This is a genomic window from Pseudactinotalea sp. Z1739 (assembly GCF_049725055.1).
Classification (GTDB): Bacteria; Actinomycetota; Actinomycetes; order Actinomycetales; family Beutenbergiaceae; genus CALKWS01.
In genome coordinates this window covers 108,794-122,567 of record NZ_JBMPQA010000011.1, presented here as the reverse complement: position 1 = coordinate 122,567, position 13,774 = coordinate 108,794, and the positions used below count along the sequence as shown (strand labels likewise).

Sequence of the window (13,774 nt, the reverse complement as noted above, 5' to 3'; positions counted from 1 at the left end):
GAGTCGCCGCCTCAGAACCTCGCGCAGGTGCCACCCCAGTTGGAGTGGCCGACGACGTTCTGCCGCCAGATGTGGGCGGAGTAGGCACCATTCTGGGTCTGCGCCTTGGAGATGGACCGGGTCTGTCCGCTGCTCCAGGTGGTCTGGGCGCCGGTGTGCCAGGTGGTGCCGGTGGGGCAGTGGCTCGCGTTGGTGGGGATCCGGTAGATGCGCAGGAATCCGGTTGTCGCGGCCGAACCCCGGTTCTGCCAGGAGGCCGTGATCCAACTGCCCGATGAACTCAAGCAGATCGTGCCGGGCCCGCGGGTGCCGTAGTTGCACCGCGTTCCGCGCGGCACCGACGCGGTGCGCGCCTGCGTGGAGGTCGAATCCTTCATCTCCGCGGTGGGCTCCCCGCACTCCTCCACGCGGTCCACCCGGACGGTGGACAGCCCCGCGGGTGCGCCCATGGCAGCGTTGTAGCCGGGGTCTACCTCGGTGGTGAACTCGATCTCGAGCAAGGTGCAGCCGCGTGCTGCGGAGTCCGCGGCCCAGTCGTACCGGCGGGCCTGGTCCAGATCGTGCTCGGCCCAGGCCTGCCACTGCGCGACCGACGCATGGGTGGCCGGGGTCTCGTCGTCGTCCTGGCCGGGGCCGGCATGCTGGGTGGCGCCGGCAGCGCCGCCCAGGGCAGCCATTCCGGTCCATGCCAGGGCGAGTGCGGCCAGAGTGCAGGTTGATCGAAGCAAGGGTCGACGTGCCGACATAAGTCCTCCAGTGGCGTCCCGGCCACCCCCGTGGAGGCCGGTTCCCCAGGAGAATACGCACGTGATGCGGCAGCTGGACAGTGTCGGATGTAACAACTGCACCGGTGCCGGCAATAGACAGGGTATGGAGGAGGTACTCGTTGCACGACGCCGACGCCGACGCCGACGCCGACCGGCAACGGCTCACCGCCCTGTGGGTGGAGCATGCCGATGCTGTGCGCCGGTTCGCCCGGCGACGAATCGAGGTGACCGAGGTCGAGGACGTCGTCGCCGAGACGTTCGCCGTCACCTGGCGCCGGATCGATCAGGTCCCGGCCACCGCGCTGCCATGGATCTACGCGGTGGCACGCAATGTGATCGGGACCAGGCTGCGCAGCGAGGGTCGCAAGGAGGCCTTGCTGGCGAAAGTGGCCGCCGAGCCGGCGGGGCAGATGGCCTCGGCGGAGGTGGAGGCGGTGGAACGGCTGCATCTTGCCCAGGCGTGGTCGCAGTTGACCGAAGCCGAGCGCGAGGTGATCGCGCTGGTTGCCTGGGAAGGGTTGTCCAGTACCGAGGCGGCCACGGTGATGCAGTGCCTGCCCTCGACGTTCGCGGTCCGGCTACTGCGGGCCCGGCGCAGGCTGGCGCACCTGCTCGACCGTGGTACCGGAGAGGGGGCGGGGCCGCACGCGGGTTCGCTGGGTGAGGACGAGCCGGCCGCGCGCTCGGTCAAGGCAAGGGGAGAGGGGGACTCGCGATGAGCCACGCGATGGAGGGGAGGGTGCACCCGAGGTTGATTGGGACGGGGCCCGGGTGCACCAACCGGGGGAAGCAGGGGGACGGCGTGAGGTGCGGTGGTCGCGCCCGGTACGGGGGCGACCACCGCACCGGGGGTGATCGGTGATGCCTCGCACCGGCCCGCACGGGGTGCTTGCGCGGTTGGGCGCGCTGGATCCGGCCCGGGATCTCCCGGACCAGGGCGCCACGGCGCAGGATGAGGCGCTGCACCACATTCTGAACTCCCCGCGGCGGCCGCAGGCCGGGGACTTCGTGCCACAGCGCCGGACCGGACCGATGGTGGCAGCCAGCGTGCTGGTGGTGCTGGCGCTGGCCGTGGGTGCGTTGGTGTGGACCTTCTCCACCCCGCCGGTCTATGCCACCTGGAGCGCACAGCCCGAGCCCTTCTCGGCCGGCAATGCCCGGGAGGCCCGGGAACAGTGTCCGATGGTCGCTCACGAGATCGTGGGGGATCCGGACGATCCGGAGGTTCGGCAGGTGGGTCTGGAACCGGTGCTGATCGATGTTCGCGGGGAGTACACCTACGTGATCAGCGCTGATGACCAGGGTCGGTTCGCCGAGTGCTTCGTGACCCGGGGCGAGGAGAGGAGTGCGGTGTCCAGCGACGCCGGGTTCTCCGCCGACGCCTGGGACTCGGTGACGATCGCACCGGCCCAGGGGGTGCAGGTGCTGCACGCCGGCACCGCCACGTGGAGCCGGGAGGGCGAGGAGCTCCCGGGAGCGCTCACCTCGGTGTTCGGGCGAAGCGCGCACGACGTGGAGGAGGTGATCCTGGTGACCGAATCGGGCGACCGGGTGCACGCGTCCGTGCAGGACGGGTGGTGGGCGGCCTGGGCGCCGGGGGATGAGTCCATCGTCGGTGAGGTGACCGTGGTGACCACCGACGGTAGGACCCACCAGCAGGAGTTGTTGGAGGGCGACTCCGCACCGGTGGAGGAGCCGCGCTGAGCATCGGCCTACTCAGCCGATGCTCAGCGCGGTGGCGCACCAGCGCCCCCGGAGCACTTCCAGGCGCAGCGCCACCGCACGCATGCGGCGCCCGTCATGCAGCACGACCGAGAACTCCCATGTCGTGGCGCTGACGGCGCAGCCGTGCACGCGCCGCGGGCGCACCTGGGCGGGCCGGTCCGGACGACCGGCTACCTGCACTCCGAGCAGGGCCCGCCGGTTCAGGGCAGCCCAGAGGTCGGCGTCCATCCAGCGGATGAGTTGCGCCGGCGGGCGCTGTCCCTGCAGGACCTCCACCGCGGCACGCGCCAGGGTGGCCGCCCAACTCGCGGGGTCCGGTAGGTCGGTGTGCCCGGACCCGGCATCCGCGCCGGCCGGGGCGTCCCCGGTGGACTCCCGCTGCGGGCCGGTGAAGCGGACCCGGTCCCACTGTGCCCGGACGGGATCGGGGCGAACCCGGAGTTCCCGGGCTCGCCGGGGCGGTAGGGCGGTGACCGGTTCAGGGCTGCGGGACCGCCGGGTGCCGACCGCGGTCACGACGCACGCCCCTCGGGGTGGGTGAGCTCCTGGCCCGGATGGATCAGATCCGGGTCGTCACCGATGACGTCGAGGTTCGTGCGGTACCACCGTGGCCACCAGTCGGCGACCTCGGCCGGTTCGGCCTGCTCGCCGAGCGAGTGCGCGGCCACTGACCACAGGGTGTCCCCGGGCTGGACGACGTAGACCGGGCCGGGCGGATCGTCTACCCCGGATGCGACGTCCTGCTCGGTCCGGTCGTCCTGCTCTGGTGGCTCCTGCTGGTCCGGCTCTGCCCCGCCGTGCGTGCCGTACCGATCGTCCGGCGTGGAGGACTCGTCGTCGTCCTCGCCCTCGACCGGGCCGGGGTCCTGGGTCGGTGTCCACGTCAGGTGCACCTGGCTCGAGGCGACATCGTCTCCATCGACCGCGTGGGCCGGGCCCAGGAGGGAACCGGCAACCAGGACGGCCCCGGCACCACCCCCCAGCAGCCGGCGCACCGCCGGGGCGCCGGCCCGGCGCACCAGCCGTTCCCCGCCGGACCAGACCAAGCCGGTCAGCCGCATGGCCAGGCACAGCGCGGTGATCGTGCCGCTGAGTACGTACCAGGCCAGCAGCACCAGGCCCAGGCCCACGAGTACCGCGGCGGTGGCCGCGTCGATTCCTCGGCCGGTTCCCTGGCCGAGTCCCCGGAGCAGGTCCAGCAGATGGGCGGTGCCGAGCCAGAGCGCCCCGGAGCCGGTGGCAGCCAGGACGCTCGCCCCCAGCAACCGGCCCCCGGTGTGCGACACCGTTGTCGTCCACTTCGTCATCACAATCCCCTATACGTATCAGTGCGTGTCAGTTCATGATGGTAAGTGGTGTTATGTGTACACGGGTCGGCTGTGATTGTCCAGAGGTCGGCCGGTGCAGGGCCGGACGGATCGCTACGGTGAACAGATGCGCTGGGATGATCTGTTCGCTGACCTGCAGGCGCAGTTCGAAGCGGCCGCGGACGAGCATGTGCCCATGCAGGTGGCCGAACTCGCCGAGGCAGAGATCGCGACCACGATGCTCCCGGACCGGTGGCGGGCCCGGCGCGGGGAACAGTTGCAGGTGCGGCTACGGGACGGTTCGGACCGCGACGGGGTCGTGAGCGACGCGGCTCAGGACTGGCTCGTTCTTGCCCGAGAGGCTCGCCGCAGCCTCATCCCGCGCTCCGCGGTGGTACTGGCCAGGCCACTGGGACCCAGCGCACCCGAACCCACCCGGGTGGAGCGCGGGCTGGGGCTCGGTCACGTCCTGCGTGCGCTCGCGCAGGAGCACCTGGCCGTGGTGGTGCACACCATCGCCGGCACCTACCGTGGCCGGTTGGCGCGGGTGGGCGGCGACCATTGCGACCTGGTCGATGCGCGCGGCGTGGTCACGATCGCCTGGTCCGGACTGGTCAGCGTGGAGTCCGGCACCTGAGTGGCCTCGGCCACCCATGGCCGGTGGCGATTCTGACGCTCGGATTCTCGACCGCGGAGTCAGTCCACCCGGCCTTCCTCGCGCAGCCGCTCCTGGGTCCGGGCGTACATGCGGTCGATGTAGTCCTGCAACTGTGCGTCCTCGATCCGCCAGGTGCCCTTGCCGCCGATCTGGATCCCCTTGAGTTCCCCGCTACGTACCAGCGCCCGCACCTGTGACATCGAGATCGAGAGGATCTCCGCCACGTCGGCAAGGGACAGGAATCGCTGCTGCATGAGCCCATTCTGGCATCCCGGTGGGACAAATCGCCCGGCATGAACAAAGCCCCTGTGCATAACTCCTACACGAGGGGAGTGTTCTTGGCACCATAGGACGGGCGCAAGGGCACTGATCCACGCAGGGCTGGAACGCGCAGGGGAGGGCGACGGTGGACGAGACACCAGGGGGACTGCGGATGCGCCGGCCGAGTTGGCGCGATCCGCGGCTGGGCATCGGAGTGCTACTGGTTGCGGCCTCGGTCGCACTGGGCTCCTGGGTGGTCACGCAGGCCGGGGCGACCGTGCCCGCCTACACCGCCAGGGAGGTCCTGGTACCTGGTGAACCCATCACCATGGATGATCTGGAGGTGGTCCAGGTCCAGATGTCCGGGCTGATGCAGACCTACCTGACCCCCGAGGAAGACGTGCCGGCCGATGCGGTGGTGCTGCGCACCGTCGGTGCCGGGGAACTGGTGCCGTCGGCGGCGATCGGCAGTGCCGTCCAGTTGGACCTACGACCGGTGACCATCCCCACCGACGCCTCGGCGGCGACGTCGTTGGCACGCGGCAGCCGTGTGGACGTGTGGGTGGCCCGGCCGGACCCACAAGGGAGCATCGGCGCAGTGCTTCCCCCGGTTCAGCTTCTGCCGGACGTTCAGGTCGCTGAGGTGCTCGAGGACACCGCCTTGTTCGCCGGCGCAAACCAGGTGCACGTCCAGGTCCTGATCGCGGAGGCCGACCTGGCCGACGTGCTCGAGGCGCTGTCCTCCGGCGCCGAGGTGATCCTGGTGCCGGGTCCGGGTGCGTAGCCGATGAGCCTGGGCGTGCTGGTGGCACTGCCGGGCGGCGTCGAGGAACGCCTGGTCCGGGACGTCGCCGCGGCCTCGGACATGACGGTGACCCGGCGCTGCGCCGATGTCGCCGAACTCCTCGCCGCCGCCATCGCCGGTGTCGGCGTGGTGGCGGTCACCGACGCAGAGTCCGGCATCGACCGGTTGGCGATCGACCGCCTCGCCGCTGCCGGGGTCCCCACCGTGGTGGTGGCCGGCCCGACCGAGCACGCTCGGGTGCGCCAGATGGGTGCCGTGCCCGCTGATCCCGATGCGGACCTGGTCTCTGCGATCCGTGACGTGGCTGGGCGCGGAGTGGTACCCGTGTCGGCCCCGGTCGAGCCGCCGGTGCCCGATCCGGCGCAGACGAAGGATACGGGCCGGCTCGGCACCGTGGTCACCGTTTGCGGTCCACCGGGATCCCCGGGCCGGTCCACGATCGCGGTGAACCTGGCCCACGAGATCAGCGGGACCGGGCAGGGCGTGCTGTGCATCGACGCCGACATCTGGGGCTCCGCGCTGGCCCAGATGCTCGGCGTGCTCAGCGAATCGGCCGGGCTTGCCGCTGCGGTCAGGGCGGCTGACCAGGGCACCCTGGACGCCACTGCGTTGGCCCGCATCGCCTGCGAGGTCGACGGCGGGCTGCATCTGCTCACCGGGCTGCCCCGGGCGTCCCGTTGGCGTGAGATCGGCGCGGCGAGCCTGCGCAGCGTCGTCCAGGTTGCGCGCACGGTCTACTCATGGGTGATCATCGACGGCCCGGTGCGGGTGCCCGATGACGACGGCGACTACGAGCCGATGCTCACCGCCGGACGCAACGCTGTGGCCGCCGCGGTCTTGGATGAGGCCGATGAGGTGCTCGTGGTCGGCGCGGCCGAACCCATCGGGATCGAGCGGCTGGTGCATACCGTGCTGGACCTGGAGGAACTGCCGCGCCGCACCGTGGTGGTCAACCGGGTGCGCGCAGGTGCCGCCGGCCCGCGTCCGCAGGACTCGGTGCGCGAGGCGCTGGCCCGCTTCGCCGGGATCAGCGACCCGGTGCTGATCCCCGACGACCGGAACGCGGCCGATCGGGCCCTGTTGACCGCCTCGACCTGGGCGGAGGCCGCGCCGAAGTCCTCGGCCCGTCTCGCGGCTCAGGCCCTGGCACACCGGATCAGCGGCACCGCCCCGGTGCGGGCCGGGCTGCGCGGACGGCTGAGCGGACGGCTGCGCCGGCCCGGATAGGACACACTGTGACCATGCGCGTCTATCTCCCAGCCACTCTGGCCGACCTGGCCAGCACCGAGGGCCTGCCCCCGCGCCGCGGCCATGCCCTCACCCCTGCCCTCGCCGCCGCGCTCGGCACCGCAGGCGGTGACAGTGACGATGCCGAGGCAGGGGAGTTCCAGGCCCTGGTGGCGGCCGCAGCCGACAGCCTGGCCATGCTGCGGGACCGCGGTCATGAGCCGCCGGTGCGGGTGGTGGTCGCGGCCGATATCGACGATGTCGAGGTACCGCAGGGCGATCCGGAGCCCTCGTCGGTGTTCGCCCCGGCCGTACCTTGGCGCGCCGTGGTCTCCTTCCACATCGACGACCGAACAGACCTCGCTGGCGCCGCCCAGTTGCGCGGGGCCATAGCCGGGCAGGCCGGAGCCGAGGAGGCCGTCGCCGAACTGGACCTGCTCTGGTACGACGTGAGCGAGCGCGCCGATCTGCTGACCTGACGAGCCGTGTCGTGACGCCCGGGTGACCTACTGTGCGGGCCGGGCCAGGTAGCCCATCACCGCGTCGTGCAGGTGGGTGTTCGTGGCCAGCGCGTTCCCACCGAAGGGACCGTCGGCCCCGGCCAGCGAGGTGAATCGGCCGCCCGCCTCGGTCACGATCGGCACCAGAGCCGCCATGTCATGCAGCGCCAACTCGGGTTCGCACGCGATGTCGACCGCGCCCTCGGCGACCATCATGTAGGACCAGAAGTCCCCGTAGGCGCGGGTGCGCCACAACGCCTCGGTCAGGTCCAGGAACGCATCGAGCAGCCCGATCTCGTCCCATCCGTCCAGACTGGAGTAGGACAGGGAGGCATCGGCCAGATCGCGGACCCCGGAGACCTCCATGCGGCTGGCCGCCGAGAGGGCGCGGCCAGTCCAGGCACCGGACCCGAGCGCGGCCCACCATCGACGTTGCAGTGCCGGCGCCGAGACCAGCCCGAGCACCGGTTCGCCGTCGTCGACCAGTGCGATCAGGGTGGCCCAGACCGGCACGCCCCGGATGAAGTTCTTGGTGCCGTCGATCGGGTCGATCACCCACTGACGCGAACCGTGCCCGGTGGCGCCGAACTCCTCGCCCAGGACCGCGTCTCGGGGCCGGGTGCGGCCGAGCTGGCCGCGCACGATCTCCTCGGCACTGCGGTCGGCATCGGTGACCGGCGTGGTGTCCGGTTTGGTCTCCACGTGCAGGTCGAGGGCCTTGAACCGGGCCATCGTCTGGGCGTCGACCTGGTCAGCGATCACGTGCGCCAGCCGCAGGTCGTCGTCGTAGCGGGGGCGTTGTGGGGCGGTATCGGTGCTCACCCGGTCACGGTAGCGCCCGGCGGGGCCCGGGAGTCCCAGGTGGCGGGGCGGGGCGCCGCAAACACCGGAGCGATGGTCGCAGCCCAATGGGTAATCGATTACTATCGGTGCCATGGCAGCGGATGATGATGTCGAGGGTGCTGCGTCGTCGGACTTCTTCGCGGTCGCGCACGTGGGGGCGGCTGCGACCCTGAGCACGTCTAGCGACGGAGATCTGTGGCCGAGCGCATGGGCCGACGATGGTGCGCTGTACACCGCCTGTGGGGACGGTACCGGGTTCGCTCAGGACGACTTCGCCGACATCGTGGTCAACCGCATCGAAGGGCACCCCCGCACTGGATTGGAGGGTGCCCGGCTCGCTGCCGGGCGCGAGGTGAGTCCGGTATGGACTGACCCGGCCACGTTCAATTCCAAGCCCACCGGCATGGTGGCAGTGGACGGTAACGGCGACGGGCGTGATGAGTTGTACCTGGCGGTGCAGGACTTGCGCTGCGGCGAATCCCCGGACACCTTCAACACTGCTCCGGCTGCGGGCATCGTGTGCTCCGAGGACTACGGCCGCACGTGGGACCAGGGTTCAGGAGTGATGTTCACCGGCGAGTTCACCACGGTGATGTTCTTGGATTTCGGGCAGAGCAACTCCGGGGTCTCAGTTCTCGGCGACTGCGAGCCGATGGTCTATGCCTACGGTCTGGACCACAACTGGCGCACGTCCTACTCCGGCGCCGTGCCCGACCCGGTCGACCTCTTCCTGGCCCGGGTACCCGCCCGGGCGGTGCAGGACCGCGACGCCTGGGAGTTCTTTGCCGGCCACCGGGCTGATGGCAGGCCGATGTGGAGCGTGCACCTGCAGGACCGGATTGCGGCGCTCAACGACCGTCGGCGCACAAGTCGGTGGCCGTCCCTACCGGGTGTGTCGCCGCGCCCCGACGGGACGATGATCGCCCAGGGCGGAGTGGTCTATAACGCCGGACTGCGGCGGTATCTGTATTCCTCCTGGACCGAATACACCTTCGAGTTCTACGAAGCGCCTGCCCCTTGGGGGCCGTGGCGGCACTTCCTCTGCCGGGACTTCGGTCCGCTCAGTGGTTGGCTGGGTCCCAAGGTCGACCTGGCCCACCACGGCGGCTATGCCACCACGATCCCGAGCAAATTCATCTCCTCCGATGGTCGGGATGCCTGGGTGCAATCCAACTGGTTCTACCGGGCCGGCAGCTACCCCGGGAATTCCTATCAATTCTCGCTGCGTCCTCTGCGCCTTGATCCTGAGCGGCAAGGCGCCGCCCAGAAGCATCCGAGCCGGACGAATCTCGCCCGCATACCCGGAGTGCATCCGATCGCCAGCGCGTCCCGAAACGGACGGCTCGAGGTCCTCAACGACGGCACCAGCGCGCGTGCCGAGGACTCCTGGAACGGATTGCGCCAGGAGCAGGACTGGTGGGGCTACACCTGGCCGGCGCCGATCCGGTGCAACCAGGTAGTGCTGAGCACCGGACCCCGGGACGCCGGAGCGGGCTGGTTCGCGCAGCCGCCAGTAGTGCAGGTGCGCCGGAGCGGGCAGTGGGAACACGTTCCGGCCCGGATCAGCCCGCCCTATCCACCGGACTCCACCGCTACCGGTGCGCGCCGGTACACCTTCGATTTCGGCCCCCAGGTGACCACCGGCGTGCGGCTGTGCGGGCCCAGTGGTGGCTGGGGTGGTTACACGTCAGTCAGTGAGATCGAGGTGTACCTGCGTGAGGAGGCGTCGACGGGCGACGACTATGGGAGCATCGAGACGTGAGGCGACGTACTGTGCGGATTACCGACGTTGCCCGGGAGGCCGGGGTCTCCACGGCAACGGTCTCTCGAGTGCTCAACGGTGCCCCGTCGGTGGATCCAGAGCTGGCCGAGCGGGTGCGCGCCGCCGCAGCAGCAACTCGGTACGTACCCAACTCCAACGGCCGGGCACTGCGCCGCCAGCGCGCCGACATCTGGGCGGCAGTCGTCTCAGATGTGCAGAACCCGTTCTTCACCTCGCTGGTGACGGCCGTCGAACACGTCGCCGTCTCCGCGGGCTACTCGGTGATGTTGTGCAACACAGACGAACAACTCGACCGCGAGAGGGCCTATCTGGAGGCGGCCATCGCGCAACGAATGGCCGGCGTGGTGGTGTCTGTGACGTCGGAGCAGCACTCGGATCTGACGCCACTGCTCGATGCGCACATCCCCACTGTGGTGGTCGACCGCCGGGTGCAGGGCTTCACCGGGGACACCATCCTGATGGACAATGTCGAGGCCGGGCGACTGGCGGGCCGCCATCTACTGGACCTGGGCCACCGGGAGGTCTTCACCATGGCAGGTCCCTCAGGGGTGAGTACCACCGAGGACCGGCTGCTCGGGATCCGTGAGGTCCTGGAAGCCGCGGGGCTGCCGATGCAGGGCCGGCACCTGGTGCGCACCGACCTCAAAGCCGATGAAGCCGAGACGGCGGTGCGAGCCATGCTGGACCGGGCGGACCGTCCGACGGCCATCTTCGCCAGCAACGGCCCGCTGAGCACCGGTGCTTACCGCGCGATCCAGCGCAGCGGCTTCCGCATGCCCGACGACATCTCGTTATTGGGCGTCGACGATGAACGGTGGACCACCATGGTCAACCCCAACCTCACCCTGATCGCCCAACCGGTCGAGGCTCTGGGCCGATTGGCGGCGGAGCGATTGCTTGCCCGGGCCGCCGACGATCAGACCGAGGCCGTGCACGTCCTGATGGCACCGGAGATGAAGGTCCGCGGGACCACCGGGCCGGTTCCGGCTTCCTGAAGCAACCAAGCGCGGCTGGCTCCGGGCTGGGCCGCCGTCACGATGCCCACCGACAATGGCGAGGAAATGAGAAGGATGCACCGAGATATCGCAGCCCTGCGTGAGACCGAGACCAGATCGATCAGCCCCGAGAACCCCACTGGCGAACGGGGCGGGGGCGCTCGCGCGACGGACGGCACGGGCGCAGCGGCAGCCCGTGACCTGGGAGTCGGCTGGAAGGTCTCACCCAGTGTGGCGATCGCCCCACACAGCACCTACGACCTGGCCCAGATCGCCGGTCCGGGTCGGATCACCCACATCTGGCTGACCACCCACACCAGTAACTGGCGACGGCTCTTGCTGCGCGCGTACTGGGACGGTGCCCAGGAACCGGCCGTCGAGGTTCCCGTCGGCGACTTCTTCGGTCAGGGCTGGGGGCAGTTCGCCCAGGTGAACTCGGCCATGATCGCGGTGAATCCACACGGTGGGTTCAATTCCTACTGGCCGATGCCCTTCGCCGACGGGGCCCGGCTGACACTGGAGAACCTCTCCGATGACGAAGCGATCGTGTATTTCCAGGTCACGTATGAGATCGGGGAGCAACCGGGATCTGCGCGACTGCATGCCCAGTGGCGTCGCTCGAATCCGCTGCCGGAGGCATCCCCCCACGTGCTCCTGGAGGGCGTGCAGGGCCGCGGGCATTACGCCGGGACGTATCTGGCCTGGGGAGTGAACTCCTCCGGGTGGTGGGGAGAGGGTGAGATCAAGTTCTATCTGGACGGTGACCAGGCCGGCGGGCACCCGACCATCTGCGGCACCGGTACGGAGGATTACGTTGGCGGTGCCTGGAACTTCGATGTCCCGGGGCAGGGATACACGATGTTTTCCACTCCCTACCTAGGGATGCCGCAGGTGATCCGCCCCGATGGGCTGTACCGGTCCCAGCAACGCTTCGGCATGTACCGCTGGCACGTGCCCGACCCGATTACGTTCCGCTCCGAGCTCGCCGTGGACATCCAGGCGCTGGGATGGCGCAGTGGCGGACGCTATTTGCCGCTCCGCGACGACATCGCGTCGGTGGCATTCTTCTACCTGGATCGCCCCAGCACTCGACGCCCGCCGTCGCCGGTAGCCGACGCCCTGGAGATTCTCTGAGGTGAGGCTTGACCACGGCTGACGCTGTGCCTTAGCATCGAGTAATCGATTACTGGTAATCGATTGCCCAGAGGTCAGTGCTGACGGAAGAGGAGCCCGATGTCCGTGGGATGCCGAATCAGCTGCCTGGTCACCCGGCCGGGATGGCCGCGGCGATGACGGGCCTGCGAGCGGAGCTCGTGGCCGCGCGGGAGAGCCTGCAGGTTGAAGTCGAAGCCTTGCGGCGCAGCATCGACACGGTACTGCCTGCGCTCGGAGCGGCGCTGGACCTAATCCGCTCCCGACCTGGGAAAGTGGTCGTCTCCGGATTGGGCAAGTCCGGTCTCATCGGTGTCAAAATCGCTGCCACACTGGCCAGCACCGGAACCCCTGCGCATTTCATGCACGCCTCGGACGCTTTGCACGGGGATTCCGGATCGGTGGCTGCCGGTGACATCGGGATCCTGATCTCCAACTCCGGGACCACCGCTGAGGTGTGCCAGGTGGCGAGGATGTTGGCCTCCTGGGACGTTCCCGTCATCGCGATGACTGCAGAACCCGCCTCACCGCTTGCCGAGTCAGCGCAGGTATGGCTGGATATCTCGGTGCCGCGCGAGTCGGATCCGCTCGGGCTGGCACCGACCTCCTCAGCGCTCGTGACTCTCGCCGTCGGCGATGCGCTGGCCGCAGCGCTGATGACCCGCTCAGGATTCGACGCCGGAGCCTTCGGCGAGCGTCACCCCGGCGGCGCCCTCGGTCACTCCACCCGAAGGACGGCTGACGCCGGGGGCCGACGGTGAGCGGGTCGGTGCAGGTGTGCGTGGTCGCCTCGTTCATGTACGACATGGTGGCAACGGCGCCGCGGATGCCCGAGATCGGGGAGACCCTGATGGGAACCGGATTTGCTACCTACGTCGGCGGGAAGGGCTTCAACCAGGCGATCGCGGCGGCCCGTGCCGGGGCCACCACCGGGGTCATCGGGCGGGTGGGTCTCGATCCGTTCGCCGCCGAGTTCCGCGAGTTCCTGCAGACCGAAGGAATCGACGACGGGAATCTGGCCGCCGACGGCGAGCACGGCACGGGTGTGGGGCTACCGGTCGTGGACGCGCATGGGCGGAACGCCATCATCATCGTCCCGCGAGCCAACCATGCGCTGAGTGCGCAGGACATCGAGGCGGCGCGGGAGAAGATTGCCGCGGCGGCGGTCCTGGTGCTGCAACTGGAGGTGCCGATCGCCCCGGTCGTCCATGCGGCCCGGATCGCGCGGGCAGCGGGTACCACCGTGATCCTCAATCCGGCACCCTATGCGCCGCTGCCACCGGAACTGGTGGAACTGGTGGACGTCCTGGTGCCCAATGAGGTGGAACTGCGCCAGATGGTGCCCGGCGAAGGCGCATTGGACCGCGCCGCTGAGATGCTGCAGCTCAGCAGTGGCTGCGCCGTGGTGGTGACCTGCGGGGCCGCCGGCCTCCTCGTGGTCGGCAAGGACGGCCGGCTCTTGCGGGTTCCGGCCCACGAGGTGCACGTCGCCGACACGATCGGTGCCGGCGATGCCTTCTGCGGAAACCTCGGTGCGCGGCTCGCCCTGGGTGACACCTTGCTGACCGCGGTGCGGTACGCCAACGCAGCAGCGGCGCTGGCCGTGACCCGCCCGGGAGGGGCCCCCGCAGCACCGACCGCCAACGAGACGGAGCGATTCGTCGCCAGTCGCGATCGGAGTTTCAAGGCCGACCCTTGACCGCGAGGTTCAAGGTGCGATGAGATGAGTAATCGATTTCCCAAAGGAGCGA

At 69.7% G+C, this 13,774-nt stretch carries 16 protein-coding genes; 11 read left to right on the top strand and 5 right to left on the bottom strand.

Annotated elements, in window-relative coordinates; genetic code table 11:
- Window positions 1-11: 11 nt before the first annotated feature.
- Window positions 12-677, bottom strand: coding sequence for a hypothetical protein (locus ACO0LV_RS14540; protein WP_424788636.1), 666 nt, complete (start codon window positions 675-677; stop codon window positions 12-14).
- Between the two features lie 209 nt (window positions 678-886).
- On the opposite strand from ACO0LV_RS14540, the gene ACO0LV_RS14535 reads away from it, so the two are divergent.
- On the top strand, window positions 887-1,486 hold the full coding sequence (locus tag ACO0LV_RS14535) for an RNA polymerase sigma factor (protein ID WP_424788635.1): 600 nt from the start codon (window positions 887-889) through the stop codon (window positions 1,484-1,486).
- Window positions 1,487-1,628: 142 nt separating this feature from the next.
- Window positions 1,629-2,471 carry a hypothetical protein gene (locus tag ACO0LV_RS14530; protein ID WP_424788634.1) on the top strand — a complete coding sequence of 281 codons (843 nt, stop codon included), beginning with the start codon at window positions 1,629-1,631 and terminating at the stop codon, window positions 2,469-2,471.
- Window positions 2,472-2,483: 12 nt separating this feature from the next.
- On the opposite strand, the gene ACO0LV_RS14525 is transcribed toward ACO0LV_RS14530, so the two are convergent.
- Together ACO0LV_RS14525 and ACO0LV_RS14520 are read right to left on the bottom strand one after the other, a co-directional pair.
- On the bottom strand, window positions 2,484-3,008 hold the full coding sequence (locus ACO0LV_RS14525) for an Rv3235 family protein (RefSeq protein WP_424788633.1): 525 nt from the start codon (window positions 3,006-3,008) through the stop codon (window positions 2,484-2,486).
- A complete protein-coding gene (locus tag ACO0LV_RS14520; RefSeq protein ID WP_424788632.1) occupies window positions 3,005-3,799 on the bottom strand; it encodes a LysM peptidoglycan-binding domain-containing protein in 795 nt (264 codons plus the stop codon). The genes ACO0LV_RS14525 and ACO0LV_RS14520 overlap by 4 nt, the downstream gene beginning before the upstream one ends.
- Before the next feature lie 127 nt (window positions 3,800-3,926).
- Between ACO0LV_RS14520 and ACO0LV_RS14515 the strand changes: the two genes are divergently transcribed.
- Window positions 3,927-4,436: a hypothetical protein gene (locus ACO0LV_RS14515; protein ID WP_424788631.1), complete on the top strand. Its 510-nt coding sequence runs from the start codon at window positions 3,927-3,929 to the stop codon at window positions 4,434-4,436.
- 59 nt (window positions 4,437-4,495) lie between these two features.
- On the opposite strand, the gene ACO0LV_RS14510 is transcribed toward ACO0LV_RS14515, so the two are convergent.
- Entirely contained in the window at window positions 4,496-4,711 is a 216-nt protein-coding gene (locus tag ACO0LV_RS14510; RefSeq protein ID WP_424788630.1) for a helix-turn-helix domain-containing protein, read from the bottom strand.
- 152 nt (window positions 4,712-4,863) lie between these two features.
- Between ACO0LV_RS14510 and ACO0LV_RS14505 the strand changes: the two genes are divergently transcribed.
- The 3 genes from ACO0LV_RS14505 to ACO0LV_RS14495 are packed head-to-tail and all read left to right on the top strand — an operon-like array spanning window position 4,864 to window position 7,229.
- Window positions 4,864-5,502, top strand: a complete 639-nt coding sequence (locus ACO0LV_RS14505; protein WP_424788629.1) for a hypothetical protein — start codon at window positions 4,864-4,866, stop codon at window positions 5,500-5,502.
- Window positions 5,503-5,505: 3 nt separating this feature from the next.
- Window positions 5,506-6,750 carry an AAA family ATPase gene (locus tag ACO0LV_RS14500; RefSeq protein ID WP_424788628.1) on the top strand — a complete coding sequence of 415 codons (1,245 nt, stop codon included), beginning with the start codon at window positions 5,506-5,508 and terminating at the stop codon, window positions 6,748-6,750.
- Window positions 6,751-6,764: 14 nt separating this feature from the next.
- Window positions 6,765-7,229, top strand: coding sequence for a DUF6912 family protein (locus tag ACO0LV_RS14495; protein ID WP_424788627.1), 465 nt, complete (start codon window positions 6,765-6,767; stop codon window positions 7,227-7,229).
- Window positions 7,230-7,256: 27 nt separating this feature from the next.
- Here ACO0LV_RS14495 and hisN read toward each other — a convergent pair whose 3' ends face one another.
- A complete protein-coding gene (gene hisN, locus ACO0LV_RS14490) occupies window positions 7,257-8,072 on the bottom strand; it encodes a histidinol-phosphatase (protein ID WP_424788626.1) in 816 nt (271 codons plus the stop codon).
- 112 nt (window positions 8,073-8,184) lie between these two features.
- Here hisN and ACO0LV_RS14485 point away from each other — a divergent pair, with 112 nt between their 5' ends.
- From ACO0LV_RS14485 to ACO0LV_RS14465, 5 genes are all read left to right on the top strand, one after another.
- Window positions 8,185-9,855: a hypothetical protein gene (locus ACO0LV_RS14485; protein WP_424788625.1), complete on the top strand. Its 1,671-nt coding sequence runs from the start codon at window positions 8,185-8,187 to the stop codon at window positions 9,853-9,855.
- Complete coding sequence (locus tag ACO0LV_RS14480; RefSeq protein WP_424788624.1) at window positions 9,852-10,871, top strand: LacI family DNA-binding transcriptional regulator; 1,020 nt, start codon at window positions 9,852-9,854, stop codon at window positions 10,869-10,871. Before ACO0LV_RS14485 ends, ACO0LV_RS14480 begins: the two co-directional genes overlap by 4 nt.
- Window positions 10,872-10,946: 75 nt before the next feature.
- Window positions 10,947-12,005 carry a glycoside hydrolase family 172 protein gene (locus ACO0LV_RS14475; RefSeq protein WP_424788623.1) on the top strand — a complete coding sequence of 353 codons (1,059 nt, stop codon included), beginning with the start codon at window positions 10,947-10,949 and terminating at the stop codon, window positions 12,003-12,005.
- 110 nt (window positions 12,006-12,115) lie between these two features.
- Window positions 12,116-12,784: a KpsF/GutQ family sugar-phosphate isomerase gene (locus ACO0LV_RS14470; RefSeq protein ID WP_424788622.1), complete on the top strand. Its 669-nt coding sequence runs from the start codon at window positions 12,116-12,118 to the stop codon at window positions 12,782-12,784.
- A gap of 20 nt (window positions 12,785-12,804) precedes the next feature.
- Window positions 12,805-13,722, top strand: coding sequence for a ribokinase (locus ACO0LV_RS14465; RefSeq protein WP_424788621.1), 918 nt, complete (start codon window positions 12,805-12,807; stop codon window positions 13,720-13,722).
- The last annotated feature ends 52 nt before the right edge of the window (window positions 13,723-13,774 follow it).

What these genes read in the sequence shown, in the direction of transcription:
- ACO0LV_RS14540 (WP_424788636.1), bottom strand. Translation starts at nt 677, where the DNA reads ATGGCTGCCCTGGGCGGCGCTGCCGGCGCCACCCAGCATGCCGGCCCC.
- ACO0LV_RS14530 (WP_424788634.1), top strand. Translation starts at nt 1,629, where the DNA reads ATGCCTCGCACCGGCCCGCACGGGGTGCTTGCGCGGTTGGGCGCGCTG.
- ACO0LV_RS14520 (WP_424788632.1), bottom strand. Translation starts at nt 3,799, where the DNA reads ATGACGAAGTGGACGACAACGGTGTCGCACACCGGGGGCCGGTTGCTG.
- ACO0LV_RS14515 (WP_424788631.1), top strand. Translation starts at nt 3,927, where the DNA reads ATGCGCTGGGATGATCTGTTCGCTGACCTGCAGGCGCAGTTCGAAGCG.
- ACO0LV_RS14510 (WP_424788630.1), bottom strand. Translation starts at nt 4,711, where the DNA reads ATGCAGCAGCGATTCCTGTCCCTTGCCGACGTGGCGGAGATCCTCTCG.
- ACO0LV_RS14500 (WP_424788628.1), top strand. Translation starts at nt 5,506, where the DNA reads ATGAGCCTGGGCGTGCTGGTGGCACTGCCGGGCGGCGTCGAGGAACGC.
- ACO0LV_RS14495 (WP_424788627.1), top strand. Translation starts at nt 6,765, where the DNA reads ATGCGCGTCTATCTCCCAGCCACTCTGGCCGACCTGGCCAGCACCGAG.
- ACO0LV_RS14485 (WP_424788625.1), top strand. Translation starts at nt 8,185, where the DNA reads ATGGCAGCGGATGATGATGTCGAGGGTGCTGCGTCGTCGGACTTCTTC.
- ACO0LV_RS14475 (WP_424788623.1), top strand. Translation starts at nt 10,947, where the DNA reads ATGCACCGAGATATCGCAGCCCTGCGTGAGACCGAGACCAGATCGATC.
- ACO0LV_RS14470 (WP_424788622.1), top strand. Translation starts at nt 12,116, where the DNA reads ATGCCGAATCAGCTGCCTGGTCACCCGGCCGGGATGGCCGCGGCGATG.